Raw genomic sequence first — 19,719 nt, 5'->3', positions numbered from 1 at the left:
CAACTTATTAACCCCGATCGATGATTCTCATATAGGAGATATTCTTTTTTTTTTGCTCAGTAAAGGGGATTGGATTTGCCCCTATATTTCCAGACATCTGTTATCACTTAACCCATTACAAGCCTGCTGCCGCAGATATTCCCGTGGCGAGCGATAACCCAGCGCACTATGCGGATGCCATTCGTTATAATGCTCGAACGCCTCTGCAAGGTTCTTTGCTGCCGTTAACCCGTCTGGTTTGGGCATGATACTGATGTAGTCACGCTTTATCGTTTTCACGAAGCTCTCTGCTATTCCGTTACTCTCCGGACTCCGCACCGCCGTGTTCTTCGGTTCAAGTCCCAACATCCGGGCGAACTGGCGTGTTTCATTAGCCCGGTAGCATGAACCATTATCCGTCAGCCACTCCACTGGAGACGACGGAAGATCGTTGCCGAAGCGGCGTTCCACCGCTCCCAGCATGACGTCCTGTACTGTTTCACTGTTGAAGCCGCCGGTAGTGACCGCCCAGTGCAGTGCCTCACGATCACAGCAGTCCAGCGCGAACGTGACACGCAGTCTCTCTCCGTTATCACAGCAGAACTCGAACCCGTCAGAGCACCATCGCTGATTGCTTTCTTTCACGGCCACTCTGCCTGTATGTGCCCGTTTCGATGGCGGTACAGCAGGTTTTCGCTCAAGCAACAGCGCATTCTGGCGCATGATCCGGTAAACACGTTTGGCATTGATCGCAGGCATACCATCAAGTTCTGCCTGTCTGCGAAGCAGCGCCCATACCCGACGATAACCATACGTGGGCAGCTCTCCGATAACATGGTGTATACGGAGAAGCACATCCGTATCATCAGTGTGACGACTGCGGCGGCCATCCATCCAGTCATCGGTTCGTCTGAGAATGACGTGCAACTGCGCACGCGACACCCGGAGACAACGGCTGACTAAGCTTACTCCCCATCCCCGGGCAATAAGGGCGCGTGCGCTATCCACTTTTTTGCCCGTCCATATTCAACGGCTTCTTTGAGGAGTTCATTTTCCATCGTTTTCTTGCCGAGCAGGCGCTGGAGTTCTTTAATCTGCTTCATGGCGGCAGCAAGTTCAGAGGCAGGAACAACCTGTTCTCCGGCGGCGACAGCAGTAAGACTTCCTTCCTGGTATTGCTTACGCCAGAGAAATAACTGGCTGGCTGCTACACCATGTTGCCGGGCAACGAGGGAGACCGTCATCCCCGGTTCAAAGCTCTGCTGAACAATTGCGATCTTTTCCTGTGTGGTACGCCGTCTGCGTTTCTCCGGCCCTAAGACATCAATCATCTGTTCTCCAATGACTAGTCTAAAAACTAGTATTAAGACTATCACTTATTTAAGTGATACTGGTTGTCTGGAGATTCAGGGGGCCAGTCTAGGGATGACTTGGGACAAGAAAACGCTCTCTCTGACCATTCTTTGTGCATCCCCCTACCCTTCAGATTCTCTCCTGCATCACACCGCGGAGAGCATGAAAAATATCGTGACTCTGTACTCTCCCATCAACTGCGAATATCATCATACTCACGCGTTTTATCAAATTCGTGTTTCGCAAAGGGGCATAGTGGGATAATTTTTCGTTTTTCCCGACGCATTTTTTCCACGACTTTCGCAACCAGCTGTTTACCAATCCCTTGCCCTTTCAGGCTTTCATCGACATCGGTATGTTCGATAATCGCTAAATTCTTGCCGGTCGGCACAAAGACAATTTCAGCAATTTGCTTGCCTTGTTCGTCATTAATGTAAAATTTATTGTAGCCTTCGCGTATTTCCATTTTACCCTCGCTTATTTATGACGGTATTTCAGCGCGCCGCTCGGGCACATATCAATCACTTTCACTACAGTGGTGACGTCAACTTCATCCGGCATGATCCACGGCTTACGTTTGAGACTAAATAACCTGCCGTTGCCACGTACGCAATTGCCAGAATTTGTAGAGATGTGATGGGCACCTCTTCCCAAGGTAATCAGAGCCATGCCTTTACTAGCTGCATTAATCCGGGAGTAATATCACTACAGGCCCCTTTTCAGGGGCCTCTCCTTGTCAGAACATATACCGGAAATTCGCGTTTATCGCGTTATCCACGTTGTATTTACCAAAGGCGGATTTCTCAAACTCCAGCCCAAAGCGCATGTTGTCCTTTATCTGTGCGTTCATGCCGACATTGAACAACATCCTGCTGTCCTTCTCCCCTTTAATCCGTTTTTCTCCAGAGGCATCACGAAGAACCGTCTCGCCATTATTCAGCAGGTCAAACTGCCAGCTGGTTCCGGCACGGGCTGTCACACTCCAGTCCTTACCACTGAATGTTTTGCCCAGTTCAATCCCTGTTCTGCCAATCAACGGGCTGAAATCCTTGTTCTTCATACTCAGGTCCATCTCACCGTCTTTCCAGCGGAATGTTTTCCCGGACACGGCGCCGTAAACCAGTTCGGCCTGAGGCTCAATAAATGTGTCTTCCGTCAGGTGATAACGGTAACCCGTTTCCGCTCCGGCATACCAGGAGTGAGTTCCGTAGTGCTTCGTACCCAGACCGGCAAAGTTGCCTGTGTAATCATTGTCATGGTGAATATATTTACCAATCAAATCAATGTAGGCACCGGAGTTAAACAGTGCGGAAGCATACAGACCGCCCCCCACGGATTTTGTTTTCCCGCTGAACGCATCACTGTCTGCACTGCTGTCGGTATAGGTCATCGTGACACCGGTGAACAGGTCCACGCCATCCAGCACATGTTTTTTGTCAAAGCCGACCTGAACGTGAGTGTAATTATCACTGTACCCGCCATCGGCTGAACCGGCGCCGTTCATGATACGGGCCCAGGCACCGGCATCACCGTTCGTATCACGCAGTTCACCCATACGTTTGTTCAGGTTGTTAACTTCCGTCATAAAGTTTTTGTAGCCGGCATTCATGAAACTGTCCGCCTTCGCTGCAGCCGCTTTATCGGCTTCCGTCCTGAAACCATCCAGAATCCACTTCGTACTGCCCCCCGTGGTGTCGACATGCAGCGTCGGCGTCACACGACTGAAGCCAGTCACCCGGGTGCCAGCCTTAAAGATATCTCCTGATGTTCCGGCCGGTGCACTGACCAGCGGAATATTCAGGGACTGCCCCGGAGTCGGGTTCTTCATAAAACTGACGTTCAGGGTGTTATCTGAACCGCTGGCTTTTTTGGTCACATGAATTTTATCTGCATTTTTCAGGTCAGTGCGCAGGACAAAATCACTGCCCGTGGCATCAAGTGTATTAACCGTCAGGGTACGGAAGGCCCCCTTTTCTTCAGACTGAACCCGGCTGTTACGGGTCGTCAGACTGTTGATACCGGAATCTCCGGTCAGCTGCCACAGGCCATTATTCATACTGACGTTTCCCTTACCGCCGGTGATGGCACCGTAGTACGCCGCGTTATACCCGCTGAACACCCCGGCAGCCAGAACAGGGGAGACAGAAGAGGAAACTGAGCCCGGGTTTTCAGAGCCAATACGAATTGTGGATGAACTGGTTGCATGAACATCCCCGGAAACATGCGCCTGCTGGCTGATGTCCAGCGTGGCGTTATCACCGGTTAAATCGTAGCCTTCCGTCATGTATGTCAGAACAGGCATCCAGGTATTATCCGCACCATTCTCCGGCGTGCCGCTCAGGGAAAGCGTACCGTTCTTTCCAATCTGAACCCGGCCATCACTGTAGAGCCCTTTTTGTGCCGTCAGATGACCGCCGTCACGGACAGAAAGGGGGGAATTCACGAAAACACCGCTGTTCTGCAGCACGGCATCCGGTGAGGTGACATTTACCTTACTGTCATAGGCTTCAATCCCGCCAGTGAAGCGGTTGTTGATGTCCAGCGTGGAGCCTTTCTGCAGTGTAATATTGCCCGTATAGCTGCTACTGCCATCATCTGCTGAGCGTCCTTCACGAACGTCCTGGCGGAAGCCAAAACCATTACCGGTAATATTGATGCCATCATACATATCAATGAATACCGGAACATCGCCCCCCAGTTTCAGCGTTGAATTCGATGCGATAATATCACCCTCAACAACTGAGTTACGTGCAGTTGTGAATTCTGCGTTTTCCAGATTCAGTGTCTTAAATCGAAAATGTCGGGTTTCCCAGTCGGGCTGGTCAAAGGAAGCCACCTGGTTATTTGTTTTATAGGCACTGTTATTTTTTTTGTTTGCCTCACTCTCCAGTCTGGCGAAATCAGCGACAAAATCTTTGTCACAAAGGACTCCCGGTACATAGCAGTGCCGGGGACCATCACGAAAAATGGCATGTGTTGTGGCATGTCCCTGTAACCGAAGCTGGGAATTCCGTACAGTAATGTCATTGTGCGTATTAATGTTTCCGTCAATAATCAGGCTACTGTCAGCACTTTTCTGTGTTCCAGTGTGTTCGATATTCGTATTTCCCGTGATACTACCGTGATAGACATAACGGGAAGGGTTTTGTAGAGAAAGGGTCGCTGTTTTATCAGAAGTATTGGTGATAATGGTACCAACATCAGTTGCCGCAATCTTCTTAAACGACTGGCTGAACCCGTTTAAATCCAGAGTCCCTCCACGGCTGGTAAAATAAATACCTCTGTAATCACTATTTTTATCCAGCGCATCGGCCTGCCCCAGTTTGACCGTTCCACGGCCACTGGCAACATAGATAGCATTGAAAGCCTTTTCTGCATTAAGAAAAACGGTACCGTCACCTGTTTTCAGGTTATTCCCCTGGGCCACATTGACATTCAGTGTCCCGGCCCCTGTTTTGTGCAGGTTATCGTTTGCCGCTCCTTTTACCGACCAGTCAACAACCGTACCTTTTCCGATCTCAACACCCGCCCCTTTATAGGTTTTATCTTTCCCAATAACCGAATAATGTTGTCCCTCATCAAAAATCAGTCCTCCGGTTCCTGAGTTCAGATTATCGGTAAGTTCAATGCTCCCGCCACCATGAAATTTCAAATCTTTATTTTTATTATTCCTGGTCAGTTCAATAGCGGTTGTATTACCGTTAACAGTAATATTTTTATTATTGGCGGTCATTTTCTGACCATTGAGGTTCACCTCCTGAGTAAAAGTATTTTTCAGGTTATCGACAGTGTTCTGATCATATCGGGCAAAAAAGGCCCAGGTATCCTTACTGGAGAATGCTTTACCATATGTTGTTCCAAGAATGACCCATTTTTTTCTCTGATTGTCATAAAGATAAAATCCGGAACCGCTGTCTCCTCCTGTCACTTCATTATAAAATCCACCTGTATTATTCGTGGCTAACATATTGTTCCAGTTTAACTGAAACATAGAGGCACTGCGTAATAATGGATTATATGCCTGTCCCACCCCATAAGATGTAACACCGGTTGCTCCGGATCCGACCCGAAAACCGATTATCTGTTTCTTTCCATTGAACTCAATACCATAACGCTCTAGTGCTTCTGCTGCTGATAAGTTGAAATCAGCATGCTCTGTTGCACCCGCTGTTTCAACAACAAACTTATCCAGACGCTGGACCGCAAAGTCACCTTTGGTCACCCGATCAACATAATGATAGTCTGACTGTCCCCATGTCTGAGTTTTAACGGCATGGTGAATAGTGCCATTATGGCTTGCGGTAACACTGTAGGCATTACCAATAGCAGTTGTTGCAACTTTAGCGGATACTGGAGAAAAATCAGGAATCGTTACTTCAGGAAAACTGAATTCACCACCATTTTTTAATGGCGTTTTCACCCCGTATGCTCCAGGCTGAAATACACCTTTATTCTGTGCCAAATCAAGATAATCACGGATCCAGAAATTTCGGGTATCCATCTGCGCTGCATAGGCATGTTCAGCAGCACCATAAGACAAGGCGGAAACTATAAATGTAGCGAGAAGTTTTCGACCGGTTTTAGAGGATACTCGGGATGCTAATTCTGATACAGCTATAAGCCCTTGAGTAAGGTGACAATACTTAAGTGAATATATTCTGTTCACGGGTAAGACTCCATAACGTTTATAACATAATACAAACCAATAGAACTATGCCTTTATTAACAAAAAGCTTCCAGTTTCCTTTATTAATTGCAGTTAAAAAACAAAATTGAACCCGCGCCTGTAAGAAATACATTTACAATACAGATTGTATAGTAGTGTAATAAGCATACTTACATTGCAATAATTAAATTGCATTGCGCCGTCCAAAAGTATTTAGAATATAATAACGACTCCATACCCACATTGCATAATGAAGGATAAAGCTACAAAAATAAAATCAATAAATAAAAAAATCATATGGCGTTTAAGTGTTTTTGCATTTATTGTTTTTTATTTTATATCATTGTGCGGCGGAATTCTTCATTTATTCCACGCGTTAACATTATTGTATCGTATTCTTTTATTTTTTTGGAAAACAATAATGCTTTTAACATGTGGATGTTTTTATATTCGAAGATTAATTGAGCACATGGGTAAATAATTCGTTATTATTTGAGTAATTCTCTAAATATGTAGATAATGGCGAGTTAACGTATCACCTGACACACTTCTCTCCGAGATTAAGAAGTATTTGACACATCAAGCCAATAAATGTGTATAGAATGATTATACGGAATAGTTACAAGTTCACCGATACGGTGCAGGACTCAATGGCGATGTCGGTGGGAGCGTTTGCGTCGGGATATGATGGACGTCCCTTCTTAATGCAGTCAGTGCCATACTTTTACTGACTGCATTAATCCGGGAGTAACATCACATGAACACGATCAGGGTTGTTGGTATCAATATTGCCAAGCCTGTTTTTCAGGCCTACACATCTGGATTAATGATGATTCTGTTGCATAGGATAGAAACACCTCATGCTCCAAATTGCAGGATATCGTTCAACGATTCGAGTCCGGAACACTATTCGCTATAGAGGCATGTTCAACTTCTCGTTCTGGGGAATGAACGTTCAGGACTATGGAATATCTCCTGACTATTCCCTGCGCAACATCATCATTTTTGGTTAAAAAATAACATTATTCTTAATATATAGAAAAGGAACTCGTCCTGGACGGGGCCTATTAAAAATGCATATCATATTCACCTCACCGGAAAACGATTAAAAATCAGTAAGAACTGCTTCTGCCTATAATATATATGTAATATATATTATGATTTCCTTTTCACTTTCAAGGAAAACTGTTTTGGTGTTATACCAAAATAACTTTTAAAGTTACGGATAAAATATGATGTGCTAACATATCCAACCTCATCAGATATACTATTAATATGTTTTTCAGTCGTCGTTATCAATCTTGCTGCATGTTGCATTCTAATATCCAGAATCAAATTGTTAAAATTATTATTTTCTTTTTCAAGTTTTTTCAGAATTGAGACTTCAGACATATGTAAAACATTTGCCAGATCAACTAATCGCCATGATTTTGACAGATCAGATTCTATTATTGACTTTAATTTTTCTGTGAAAGTAGAGTCTGTTGAAACAGATAATGAGCAAACCAAAGATTCAATATCATCAACTTTAGATAACAAATAAGTAATGTTATAAATTAGTCTATGATGTGGGACATTCGCCTCTGTTATTATTTTAAATATTTCTGTATCTGTCTTATCCGCCGTGCAATTAAAAATTCTACTTCGCATAGAACCAACTTTATGTGGATTCAGTAACAATGGTTCCATTACTTTGCAGATACAGCTTAATATATTGTTGTCTATGTGGAAAATATCATAAGGCATGCCTTTACCTAACACGTTAAGTGTAACATCAATGACTGTATTTTTCTCAATATAACATATTGATTCAGGAGGAATATTAATAACCCCCCCATCTATTGTTTTAACCAGTAATTGGGCATTGCGAAGATAAATAATAGCACAATTGTAGAATCTAATCTTTTTAAGAACCAATGTAGAGTGACAGGATATCTCCCCTCTAACAGCAAGCCTCATATTACTTAAAGCATTTTGACTATTCATACAGTCACCCCCATGCTTTGTAACAATATAGTTTCATGGGATATCCACTCTGTAAACTCGGAAATAACGCAAAGATGAATACTTCCCGGTAAAAAGTTTCGCATCGACATATCAACTAATTTCATAGACTATAAATAGTTAGTCACTATGGTGATAAAATTAATTGACTCTGATAATAGTTACGTCATGAAAAAAATGAAAATCAAATCAGTTGATGTTACAGATAACATCTAAAAAGAATTGGAAGCTTCCGTGTCGTTTCAGCGCCAAATTTAATTTTTATCATTCTTATTCTATAATAAATCTTACTTACGCTTAAACATGTAATATTTGAAATTTCTTTTATTTTTCTCCGTTTAATAAAATAGAGGTAAAGAATCTCTCGTTCAGTATTATTAAGAGATCGAAGAATTTGTTCTGGTGGATGCGTATAATCAATTGATAACCGATTTCCATATTGGATAGTTATATTATCAACACATATGCATTTAACAGGTCCCCCTGAAAAAAGAAGGCTGTATAAAAAATAATTATTATTATCGCAAACTATATAAACATAATTATATTGCTGAACGGCCTCATATACAGAGGCTCGGCCACTGAACTCAAAACATTTATACTCTTCATCCTGACTTGAAAAATATAAGAGACCATTTTTTAAATAAATATCTTTTGTAACCATTATTAGAGCAACGGTCATAGCACATATAAAATATTAGAAATCTGAACTGAATCCAACTATAAGCTAAAGTAAAGAATAAAACCACCCTAAAAAATAGCAGCATAAGATAAAATTTTACACTTCAGAATATCCAATAGATAAGCATATTTGACTAGCTATAACAACAAATCAATAAGAAAACCTGAACAATATGTTCAGGTTTTCTTTTTTATCTACTCTTCTACTCAGAATGTATAACGAATATTAGCATTTATTAGCTTGTCAATATTGTAAGAACCGAACTCAGAACGCTCCACATTCAGACTTATCCTAGTGTTTTCTTTAATTTTAGTATTTAACCCGACATTGAATACCACTCTGCTATCTTTACCATTATTAATATATGTATCACCTGCCAGATCCTTGAATGCTGTCACAGTAGGCTTAAATAAATCGTACTGATAATTAACCCCAGTCAATGCTGTCATTTCCCAGTCTTTGCCGCTGAATGTTTTGCCAAATTCAATTCCTGTGCGACCAATCAATGGTTGCATCTGCTTACGTTGCATATTGATCTCGACCCCATTGAATTGCCAGGCTAACTGATTCTCAGATACAGTACCGTAGATCAACTCTGTTTGCGGCTGTATATATGTTTCGTCAGGTAAGGAAAAACGCCAACCGGCCTCAGCGCCCAAATACCATGAGTGCGAGCCATAATCTTGTTCTGGCATTCCTAACGCACTTGATGAGTAATGATTGTCATGACGCACATATTTCCCGATAGTATCTACATAGAGTCCAGAGTCAAACATAGCTGAAGCGTACACACCAATACCCGTTGATTTGGTTCTTCCTGACCAACCAGTACCCCGGTTATTACTGTTTGTAAATGTCGCCGTTACTCCAGTAAATAACTCTCCGCCTTCAATTATATGCTTCCTGTCTGCCCCAATTTGCAAGTGCGTATAACTTCCGGTAAATCCATCAGTAGCTGAGCCCGAACCACTGTTAAGTCTAGCCCATGCCCCAGTTTCACCATGGGTATGACGTAAGTCGCCCATTCGATCATTCAGATTATTAATTTCTGTAAGAAAGTTTTTATAACCGAGATCCATAAAACTCTTGCCTGTCCGCAAAGCGGCTTTATCAGGCTGTATGTAAAATCCCTCCAGACGCCATTGTTTATTAACATCGGTCTCCAACACATCAAGTTGCGGTGTGAAACTATGGAACCCCGCATTTATTGAAACCGGGTTAAGTGTAAATATATCGCTTTGTGTATTTTTCGGGGCAGTAACCAATGCCACAGGGTAACCGCCCTGTTTTACTGAATTTGTCGTAGGAATAACAACCAGTGTGTTATTCGCCCCTGTCAATGCCTGATTTACCGTCACTGTATCTGCTGCTTTACCATCGGCATTGATAATGAATGAGCTGTTAGTGGCCTCTAGCGTATCTGACGTCAGCCCCCCCTGCCCGAAACGATTAAAGCTCAGTGTTGAACCATTCAAAGTGAGCGACTTAACCACCGACTGCTTGTTTGCCTGCCAGGCAGTGTCCTTCATTGTTACACTTGCCAACGGCGCGTTGATATCTCCATAGTAATTTGTGGATTGGTTAATATCAGTCGTGCCAAACCTAATGCTTGCCGCATCATTGGCATTGATATCTCCAGTGATGATCCCACCTGCGCCAACATTTAAGCTCGTGCTTTGCCCGCTAAGTTCCCAGCTTTTGGCGGAATACATCGTTCCAGGCTGGTCTGATAGCAAGGTAAGGCTCGTCCTGGCATTACTGCTTACCGTCCCGTCAGAAAGCAATCCGGCTGTAGCGGTCAATTTTGCCCCTTCACCTAATGACAAAGAAGATTGAGTGAAACGACTGAGCTGATTAAGTGTGGTATCTGTAGAGGTTATCGTCGTCGCACTATCTGTACTATCAATACCACCGACAAAATGTTCATTAATAGTTAGTGTCGATCCTTGTTTCAACTGTACATGTCCATTGAAACGACTCTGATCATCTTCTGCGGTTGCCTTTGACTTACCCAATGTTGGTTTGGTTGCCACGCCATTACCGTCATTGAGATCAATATAAAGATCCTCACTACCTAATGTAACGGTAGAATGATCGGCATTAATTCTCGTATTAAGGCTGGCGTTTCTTGCAAGGTAAAATTCAGCATTTTGTAAGTTAAGCTCAGCCATACTGAACTGTCGATTTTCCCAATCGTTCTGAGTAAATGACACTGGTTGGGTCAGTACTGAATTGTCACCCAGCGCCTTTAACTTATTTGCTACGTCCTGGCTGCTGACGGCGTGAACAACCGGATGTCCTTGCATAAATAGCCGACCATTTTGCTGAGTTACACTCCCCTGAGTATCCACTCCACCATCAATAACGAAATCATTCTGTGTGCCTGCGGTAACCTCATTAATGATATTTACATTACCGGTGAAATGGCCGTGCCAGATATTAGCAATCGTGGCTGTTGTATCTGGGCTGTTGAAATCCAGATTAACATTAGCCATGGAGCCACTGTTAGTCAGTATGGCTCCATCATCAGCCCCGTTAAGTTTATGAAAAGTCAAACCGTTTCCATTAATGTCGAGCTTGCCGCCATGATAGCCCCATTTGATATTATCCGGATTAATTTGTTTGTCGTCGCTTAGCACCAGAGTAGGGCGCCCACTTACAATACTGACAGAACTGAACGCCTGGCTCAGTCCGTTATTATCAGCACGCTGCGCCAATATAACGGTTCCGTCTCCCACACTTAAGCTTCCTGGGTTTACACCGGTACCGTTAATTTTTAACGTACCCGTACCCAGTTTATGCAAACTATCACCAGTAACCCCATTAATCTGCCAGTCGACAAGATGCTCACCATTAACAATAATTCCGCCACCTTTCCATGTCTGAGTATCAACGGGCTTGACAATATAATCATCATCAAAAGTAAGTGTGCCAGCCCCCTGATTTACAGTATTTTCTAACACTACAGTACCGCCGCCCTGAAAAGTTAGATCTTTACCACTATTAAGCGAAGCAGGCCATGTTGTTCCCAAATTCCCATGCATTGCCCATGATGCGCTTCCCTGAGTTAATGAACCAAGTCCCGTTTTTTCGTCATATGACCAATGAATATCTCCTTCACCTTGTTTTGTATTTACCGGTGCATCGACATCTTGTTTCATCGTATTTTTTACATCACCGGCAGGAATTATTGTGTACCAGTTAGTATTGCCATTGACTCCTGCATATGAATTGAGAACTGCTAACAAAACCCATTTATTTTGGTCTGCATCCCAGGCAAAAAGAGGAGAACCGCTGTCACCGGGAGTACCGTAGGTTGAGAGTGGAGTATTAGTGGTATTCGTGACAAAACTCCAGTCAGATATAGCCGGCGTATTCACTATTCCACCTGTTTTATAAGTATACGCTCCCATTAAATGGAAAATTTTTCCGTTGGTATCTTTTACATATTGAGTCCCCGCACCAACTCGATAGAACACAGGGAAACGATCAGCATTTTGATAGGTTCCATTAGCAGTGCCCGCATTGGTTATATCCAGCGGTGTAACCTCAGTAACAATTTTGTTGAGACGAGGAGTGTGGAAATCTCTCCAGTGGTTATTTTTATCAACAAGGGTATAGGAGGAATCATCGGTATAACCAAATTTCACATATTGATAACCAACATTGTGTTTAACGCTGACGACATACTGTGGCGAAACCAGTGTTGCAACCCCAGTCGAGTCATTAGAGCTGAAGTCAATCATGGGGGCTTTACTTAAGCTTGTAACGACATTGCCCTGTTTATCATAAAAAGATATGTTCACGGTGCCTGGTTTAAAAAGACCTTTATTTTCAGCAAAATCACGATAGGTCTGATAAGGAATATAGTTTGTCGTCACCGAAGCCCGTGATGAGGCAGAACATAATAACCATAATCCAATCATTAACAGGATGTTTAACGATAGTCGTGAAGTAACACTCTTCCTTATGCCTTCACTAACTTCTGAAACGACAACCGCCTCGCCCTTTTTGTTCTTTTTTATTGCATATATTTTATTCACTTTATCTCCTGATAACTATCTTCTTAAATAATTGACATTCAAATAAACATCGGTAGCTGTCAATAAAAAAAGGTTTCATTTTTATTTTTATATCTCGAAGAGATATCACTAATAATTGGTTGATTACCCCCCACCCTTTATTTTAACCGATTAATAAAAACAAAAGGATTAGTGTCAATAAGTTGAATTTTTATGAGTTGTTATATTAAAAAATAAAAAAATATGATAGAAAAATAACGAATGATTATTTGGTATTTGATTGTGAACTTCCAGTGCAATATATTCTGCATCGCTCATTAAGATGGTTGTGAGCAAATTTAAGAATCAAGCCTAAGCCAATTATTTATTTATGGAGTATAAAATGAAAAAGCTGATTTTAGGTACGGCAATTATGGCAGTTCTGGGTGTGGCATCTAATGCCATGGCTGCACCAAACTCCGGTACTGTAAACTTTACGGGTAGCGTTTCTAGTGCAACCTGTGAACTTAAGCTTCAAGATAGTAGCGGTGGGAATATTTCAGATGTTAATTTAGGTGTATTGTCAACAGCAAATACTGCTAATGGTACCGCCGTAGTCTTTAAATTGGTTCCATCAGCTCAAGACTGCCTTAGTAAATCTGCCGCTAGTATTAACTGGACGTCTCCTACCCTAAACCCGGCAGGTATCACTAACTCCACAACTACTGGAGGTACGTCAGCTTATCTTCAGGTAAAAGCAACCAATTCCACGAATACGGCTGATACCATGATTAAACAAGGAAATACGTCCTTCAATTATACTAATCCTAAATCATTTGACTATACTGCCCAACTAGTTAGACCTAGTAATGGTGCAACCCCAGGGTTGTTTACCGCATCTGCAAGTTATGTAGTCACATATAAATAATTCGCCTTAGTCAAAGGAAGTAAGTTTACTTCCTTTATTGAAGGATAACTTACGTCGGCAAGGTTTTAAAATGAAGATAAAAGTATTATGTATCGCTATCATTTTTCATTTATGGTCAAATGAAATTCTTGCCGACGAATTCAATTATAATTTTATCCGCGGCGGTAGCAAAGAAGTGCCAGAGGTACTGAAGAATAGAGGGCAAAACATACCTGGGAAATACGTTGTTGATCTGCTATTTAATGGTTCTAAAATGGCTAATTCTGTACAATTAACAATTAGCGATGATGATGCTGAACATATTTGCCTTTCAGATGAATGGTTACAGGAAAAAGGTATTAGTATAAATAAGGAATTCTATAAAGAGTTTCTTAATCCAGCACGAAACTGCTACTTTATTGATAAAGATAAAAACAGTCGGGTAAAATTTGATTCTTCCCTGCAAGAGCTTTCAATCGATATGCCACAGGCAGGTTTTATCGATACCCAAAAAGAGGGTGGCCCTTGGGATTATGGCACTCCCGGTTTCAAACTCGCTTATGATCTGAATACTTCAAAATCCAGCAACCAGGAGCGGACAACATACGGTAATATTGACGGTCAGGTTAACATTGGCGAATGGGTCCTGCTTGGCAGGGGATACGCGTATCAGGGAGAAAAATTTCAGAGCAATAACCTGCTGTTAATGCATGCAATTAAATCGATTAAATCAGATATTCTGATTGGTAAAACCCAGTCCTACAATACTCTGAATAACGGATTTACCTTTTATGGCGCACAATTAAAGTCCAATCAGGATATGTATCCCTGGGACTCACAATCCTATGCCCCGGTAATCAACGGCATTGCCAGAACGCATGCCCGCGTCACTGTCGAACAAGGCGGGTACACATTGAAATCATTCGTGGTTCCGCCAGGTCCTTTTGTGATCAACGATCTGACTGGTGTGTATTCCGGCGATATTATTTTAAAGGTCTATGAAGAGGACGGCACGGTCAAAGAACAGCGCTTCCCGGTTGCCGTTCTGCCGAATTTATTGAAACCTGGTAATTATAATTACAATATTGCCGTAGGTAGCAAAGTTGACCAGTACAGTGACAAGCGTGATGAGGATAGCTTATTCGCGCAAATGACCTATGATTACGGTTTTGTACCCTTTACGCTTAACACATCTGCGTTAGTGGACAAAAACTACACTAACGTTGGTCTGGGGTTTATCCGTTCTTTTGGCTGGTTTGGCGCAGTCGCGATGAGCGGCAACCTGTCGCAAGCCAAATATCATAACGGCAAAGCCATGAATGGTTTTAGCGCATCGGTAAAATATGCCCGTGCCTTAGGGGAAAACGCGAATTTACAGCTAATCGGTTATCGTTTTAACTCCGAGAATTATATTGATTATTCAGATTTCAACTATCGTTATTACAGCCTGTTAAACAACAGACCTAAACAGCGGTATGAATCAATTATTACCTATCAATTACCGGAAATGAATGTATTCTTAAATATGTCGGCCTGGAAGGAGGACTACTGGGACCGTTCCAGTGAATTAGGTGCAAACTTAAATCTTAGTAAGAGCTTTAATAATATTTCGGTATCTCTGAATGCCGGATATTCCCGACTTCAGGGCATGGAAAACGATTATAACGCCGGACTCTCCATTAGCGTGCCCTTTAGCGTGTTTGATAAATCACAATATAGTTTCTCGGGTATAAACTATGATCGCCGTAACGGTACCAATTTCAACACCGGCGTTTCCGGAAGTATTAATTCACGTTTAAGCTATAACGCATCCATCAACCAGTCACGCAACATTACAGGAAGCGCAGTTTCTGCTTCTTATCTGTTTGATGGCTTACAAACCTCGGCAAGCTATTCGCAAATGGGGAGCACATCGAGTTCATCATTCCAGGTTGGCGGCAGTATTATCGGAGTGCCTGATGCAGGTATCCTTTTTACGCCTGTGAAAAATGATGAAATTGCAGTTGTCCAGATGGAAAATATTCCTGGCGTCAGATTTAATGGTTCCATGCCTGGCGATAAAAAAGGACGCGCGGTCATACCGCTAACGGCATATAACAATAATACCATCACGGTCAATGCGGACAACCTGCCGCAGAGCGTTGAATTAACTGAAAACGCAATCAATGTAACGCCAACAGAAAACGCGATTATCTATAAAAAGGTGAAATACAGAAAAATCAACACCTATATTGTTAAAGTCATCAGCGGTAATGGTTTCGTTATTCCAATGGGGAGTATTGCTAAAAACGCGGAAAATCAGGAAATCGGCTACGTCAACAACGGCGGTATTCTATTAATGAATCTGGAAGAAAAAGATGAAGGGATAATTTCTGTCGGTGATTGCAAATTCGACTCTCGATCGCTGAAGAAAGATATGGGTAAAGTACAGGAGATTAAGTGTGGCTAAGAAAAATACACTACAGAAATTATTCATGTTCGCATCACTGTGTTTATTTACGGCATCAAGTCATGCGGCTTTCGTCCTTAACAGCACACGTTATGTTTTTGATGAAAAAAGAGAGAATATCTCTGTGCAGGTTGATAACCAGTCTACTCAGGAATATGGTGGGCAAATATGGATTGAAAACCAGGATCAGAACGATAAAAACGTCTATTTTGTGCCCAGTCCTACATTTTTTAAAGTGACTGAACAGCATAAACAAATCCTGCGTATTCTGAAAATTAATGATGCGCTTCCAAAGGACAAAGAATCGCTGTTCTGGATCAATGTTCAGGAGATCCCAAAAGCGCCGAAAGACGGCGCTAATACTTTAGCGATTGCACTGCATACTCAGGTCAAAATGTTTTATCGTCCTGACACATTGAAAGAGAAAAGGGAAAACGCCGAGCAGAATATTAAGGCGATAAGCAGTGAGGGGAACACCGTTCTCTGGAATGACACCCCCTACTACTTTGCAATAATCAGTGTTAAACAAAATGGAACAGCCATAAAAGTTAGCGAGGATATTAAAGATAAACTATCTGTATTTGCTCCGGGTGAAAAAGTATCGTTGGGTAAGTCAGTCACCAACAACAGTCTGAGTATAGTGGCATTCGATGATTATGGTGTTGATAAAGAGTATAAATTAACTAAATCCTGAGGTGCATAAGGTTTTTGCCATGTATAAATTTGTGCTTGCTCTTTTCTTTGTTTTTGCATCACTCAGTTCCGTACCCGCTATGGCAGCAAACTGTAGTGGGGGAGGAATAGCTTTTCAAATTGATCCCAATGATTCTCGCTATTTTATGAAAGGCTACACGTCGGCAGATAATGCCCCATTGTTACTTATGAATCTAACTCTACCTAATAGCATTGATTGTGAACCGGATTATATAGAAAATGCTGTCGGAAAGAGTAAAATGACCATAAGAATGACTGGTGGAGGAAGCTGTAAAACCCCGACCACCATAACGACGCCCTATCCAAACATTGAATGGCAACTGGAGGGGATGACGTGCAGTAGTGGATTCATTTACTCTAACAACATTATATCTACCGGCTGGGATGGAAAAGCCCACTGGCCTGCAGGTACCAACTTGGGAAAAGCCAGACTTGTGGTAAATGATCAATACTGGATACAAAATGCACAAATCGGTGAGTATACTGTTAATATACCGATACCCTCTGCAGGCAAGACACTAGTTAACAGTCCCGCAATAAATATCAGTGCTCAATTGGGGGAAATGATGACTTTTGTTTTTAATGATATTGGCACTTGCTCGATGTCTTTGTATCCTGAGAATATTGATTTTGGTAAATTAACTCCAAATGATGTTAATAATGGACGTATATATAAAGAAATTATGGTTTCTTATTCTTGTAAAAACAAAGCAATGATTAATGGCTTGTATATCCGTTTTGAACCAGAGAATGTGGTTGATAATACAAATGGTATGTTTAGTGCCAACGATGCTGATGGAAAGAGGTTAAACTTCCAGATAACCAGACTATATGGATCTGAAATGACAGTTCCTCTAAATACTAATTATCAGGTTTATACGCCAACTAAAATCGATCTTGATGCTTCGGAACGCTTCAGAATCAACGTCAAACCTTCAACTCCGCTTCCTGTCGGTAAGGTTTCAACGTACCTCAATATTTCGCTAATATACAGATAGGCTGGATGACGTTATGCATAGATGGCTAATATTTTTTTTGATACTTTTTTCATTTAATAACGCCTCTGCGTCGAAATCAGTGCTGAGGAGAGCGATAATAAACGCCGAGTTAGCCGTAAACACATGTGCATTGTCACTCTCTCCGGCAAACCTTAACTTTCAACATGTCAGCTTTAGTCAGTTTGAAAATAGCGCAACAACGGCTCAGACCGTCGATTTGAATATTTCCTGCAGTTGGCCTGCAACGGGGATCTCTATCAAATTTTCACCAGCCGCAGGCGTTGCTGCGAGTAGTAACAGTCTGATGAAAACGGGTTTATCTGGCGTTGGGCTTGCGCTGTCATGGAAAAATGCAGCCAGCACAAGTTTTGCACCGCTTGAATTGAATAAGCCTCTTGTACCAGCATTAACTTCATTAAGTAATAATAGTGAAATGCTTGGCCAGTTTCAGCTTTTACCCAAACAAATTCCCGGAGAAACGCTCCAGGCAGGGAATGTTAATACCAGTTTGACAGTCGAGGTGACCTATGATTGATAAGCGTTATCTCCTTTTTCCCTTGCTTATGGGACTCTTAAGCGCATCCATGCCGCTAGCGGGTTATGCAGCGCAAAAAGCAAACGTTAGCTTGCCCATCACCATGACCGTGACCAATCCACAATGTCAGATTAATAATGGAACTGGTCTGCCTGTAAATGTTCAGCTTCCCCTTATAACGACATCAGGCGCGATATTAGGCGACAATAATGTTGAAGTCCCTATTGTAATAAACTGTTTAAATGATATTACCAAATTTGAAGTGACGTTTTCCGGGGGCAATGATTCTAAACTCACGACCTCCAACAGTATGGTAGATCTTACGCTGTCATGGAAAAAAAGCAGTGAAGCCGTTACATTTGGCTCACCGGTTGAGTTGAGTAAAGCCCCTTTTCTTGTGAGTCCAAAACAGTTTGACGGAAGTTTACTGGTCAGAGTTTCACCGCATACAGGGACAATTCCTGCCGGGAGTTACACCGCCAGTTTGCCGGTTACATTTACCTATTATTGAGATGGTATAAATACAAGCCGGGAACGCTGGGCTGCACCCCAAAAGTTGGACACCCAACTGATTAAGGTGCAGTTTTCTATGGCAAAGTCAAAATATTCTCTCGAAACCAGATTAGCTGTCGTTAATCATTATCTTGCCGGACACGATGGCGCACGTCGTACCGCTGTACGTTTTGGTGTTGAAGAAACATCAGTGCGACGCTGGGTAAGAGCCTGGCAACTCCACGGTATTGATGGTATTACATGGAAAAATGACCGCCACTCTCCTGAGTTTCGACTGACGGTTGTCCTGAAGGCTGTGAGTCAAGAACTTACCATGCGCGAGGCCGCCGTACGGTTTAATATCTCAAATGAATCCGTTGTCCGGCACTGGGTGAAGGTCTACAAAGACACTGGTGAAGAAGGACTTCTGAACATAAAACCTGGCCGGAGCAAGGACATGACAAAACCTCAAAAAACACCTCCACTTACCGATGCAGAACTGGAAAAGTTATCTCCCGAAGAACTGCGGGCGAAACTCCGTTACCTTCGCGCAGAGAATGCCTGTCTAAAATAGCTGAGGGCCTTATTCAAAGCGAGAAAACGGCAGAAAGCCAGGATAATCAGTGGGCAAAGGCTGAAGCATGCGCTCGGTGATCTTCTGCGTGCAGCGGGTATGCCCCGCAGTACGTGGTATCACAATATAAATGCCCTGAAGCGAGTGGACAGGCATACCGGACTGAAATACAAAATCAGAGAGATTTATCACTATCACAACGGGCGTTATGGCTACCGCAGAATCACGCTCTCACTGAGAAAACAGGGCGTGTTGGTACACATGAACTGTCCAACTTTATGGGTCAGCCCAGAAACTGGCCCCTGATAGATTGAGTAATGACTCATGCTAATGTCGCATGTGATAATACCCAGCCAGAAAGGTTG

Annotated in this window: 11 protein-coding genes and 2 pseudogenes; 7 read left to right on the top strand and 6 right to left on the bottom strand. The window is 42.5% G+C overall.

Annotation, left to right across the window (positions count from 1 at the left end):
* Positions 1–81: 81 nt before the first annotated feature.
* From QUF14_RS24975 to QUF14_RS24950, 6 genes and pseudogenes are all read right to left on the bottom strand, one after another.
* Positions 82–1,310 (bottom strand): IS3-like element IS2 family transposase gene (locus QUF14_RS24975; RefSeq protein WP_097494069.1). Its coding sequence is split into 2 segments (ribosomal slippage): positions 82–995 and positions 995–1,310, totalling 1,230 coding nucleotides; the frame shifts between segments, so codons are not numbered across the junction.
* Positions 1,311–1,525: 215 nt separating this feature from the next.
* A complete protein-coding gene (locus tag QUF14_RS24970) occupies positions 1,526–1,798 on the bottom strand; it encodes a GNAT family N-acetyltransferase (protein WP_000405654.1) in 273 nt (90 codons plus the stop codon).
* A gap of 11 nt (positions 1,799–1,809) precedes the next feature.
* Positions 1,810–1,965, bottom strand: a pseudogene (gene yjdI / locus QUF14_RS24965) (4Fe-4S mono-cluster protein YjdI); the annotation flags it as partial.
* Between the two features lie 103 nt (positions 1,966–2,068).
* Entirely contained in the window at positions 2,069–5,998 is a 3,930-nt protein-coding gene (locus QUF14_RS24960) for an autotransporter outer membrane beta-barrel domain-containing protein (protein ID WP_286333132.1), read from the bottom strand.
* A 1,155-nt stretch (positions 5,999–7,153) separates the two neighbouring features.
* Positions 7,154–7,984, bottom strand: a complete 831-nt coding sequence (locus QUF14_RS24955; RefSeq protein WP_100733991.1) for an AraC family transcriptional regulator — start codon at positions 7,982–7,984, stop codon at positions 7,154–7,156.
* Between the two features lie 906 nt (positions 7,985–8,890).
* Positions 8,891–12,727 (bottom strand): S6 family peptidase, encoded by a 3,837-nt coding sequence (locus QUF14_RS24950; RefSeq protein WP_001033998.1) that lies wholly within the window; start codon positions 12,725–12,727, stop codon positions 8,891–8,893.
* 361 nt (positions 12,728–13,088) lie between these two features.
* Here QUF14_RS24950 and QUF14_RS24945 point away from each other — a divergent pair, with 361 nt between their 5' ends.
* The 7 genes and pseudogenes from QUF14_RS24945 to QUF14_RS24915 form a co-directional block, all read left to right on the top strand.
* Positions 13,089–13,613, top strand: coding sequence for a fimbrial protein (locus QUF14_RS24945; protein ID WP_000733567.1), 525 nt, complete (start codon positions 13,089–13,091; stop codon positions 13,611–13,613).
* Positions 13,614–13,683: 70 nt separating this feature from the next.
* A complete protein-coding gene (pefC, locus tag QUF14_RS24940) occupies positions 13,684–16,041 on the top strand; it encodes a PefC/AfrB family outer membrane usher protein (protein ID WP_000695772.1) in 2,358 nt (785 codons plus the stop codon).
* Complete coding sequence (locus tag QUF14_RS24935) at positions 16,034–16,735, top strand: fimbrial chaperone (protein WP_001085421.1); 702 nt, start codon at positions 16,034–16,036, stop codon at positions 16,733–16,735. Before pefC ends, QUF14_RS24935 begins: the two co-directional genes overlap by 8 nt.
* Positions 16,736–16,754: 19 nt before the next feature.
* Positions 16,755–17,753 (top strand): hypothetical protein, encoded by a 999-nt coding sequence (locus QUF14_RS24930; protein WP_000276412.1) that lies wholly within the window; start codon positions 16,755–16,757, stop codon positions 17,751–17,753.
* 13 nt (positions 17,754–17,766) lie between these two features.
* The gene (locus QUF14_RS24925; protein WP_000555118.1) at positions 17,767–18,288 is read left to right on the top strand and encodes a fimbrial protein; all 522 of its coding nucleotides are present in this window, start codon (positions 17,767–17,769) and stop codon (positions 18,286–18,288) included.
* A complete protein-coding gene (locus tag QUF14_RS24920; protein WP_000565946.1) occupies positions 18,281–18,799 on the top strand; it encodes a fimbrial protein in 519 nt (172 codons plus the stop codon). The genes QUF14_RS24925 and QUF14_RS24920 overlap by 8 nt, the downstream gene beginning before the upstream one ends.
* Before the next feature lie 78 nt (positions 18,800–18,877).
* Positions 18,878–19,615, top strand: a pseudogene (locus QUF14_RS24915) (transposase); the annotation flags it as partial.
* Between the last annotated feature and the right edge of the window lie 104 nt (positions 19,616–19,719).

This window comes from Escherichia sp. HH091_1A, from assembly GCF_030295175.1.
In the GTDB taxonomy this organism is placed as follows: domain Bacteria; phylum Pseudomonadota; class Gammaproteobacteria; order Enterobacterales; family Enterobacteriaceae; genus Escherichia; species Escherichia coli_F.
Note: the sequence above shows the minus strand (reverse complement) of the source record. Positions and strands in the feature narration are given on the sequence as shown.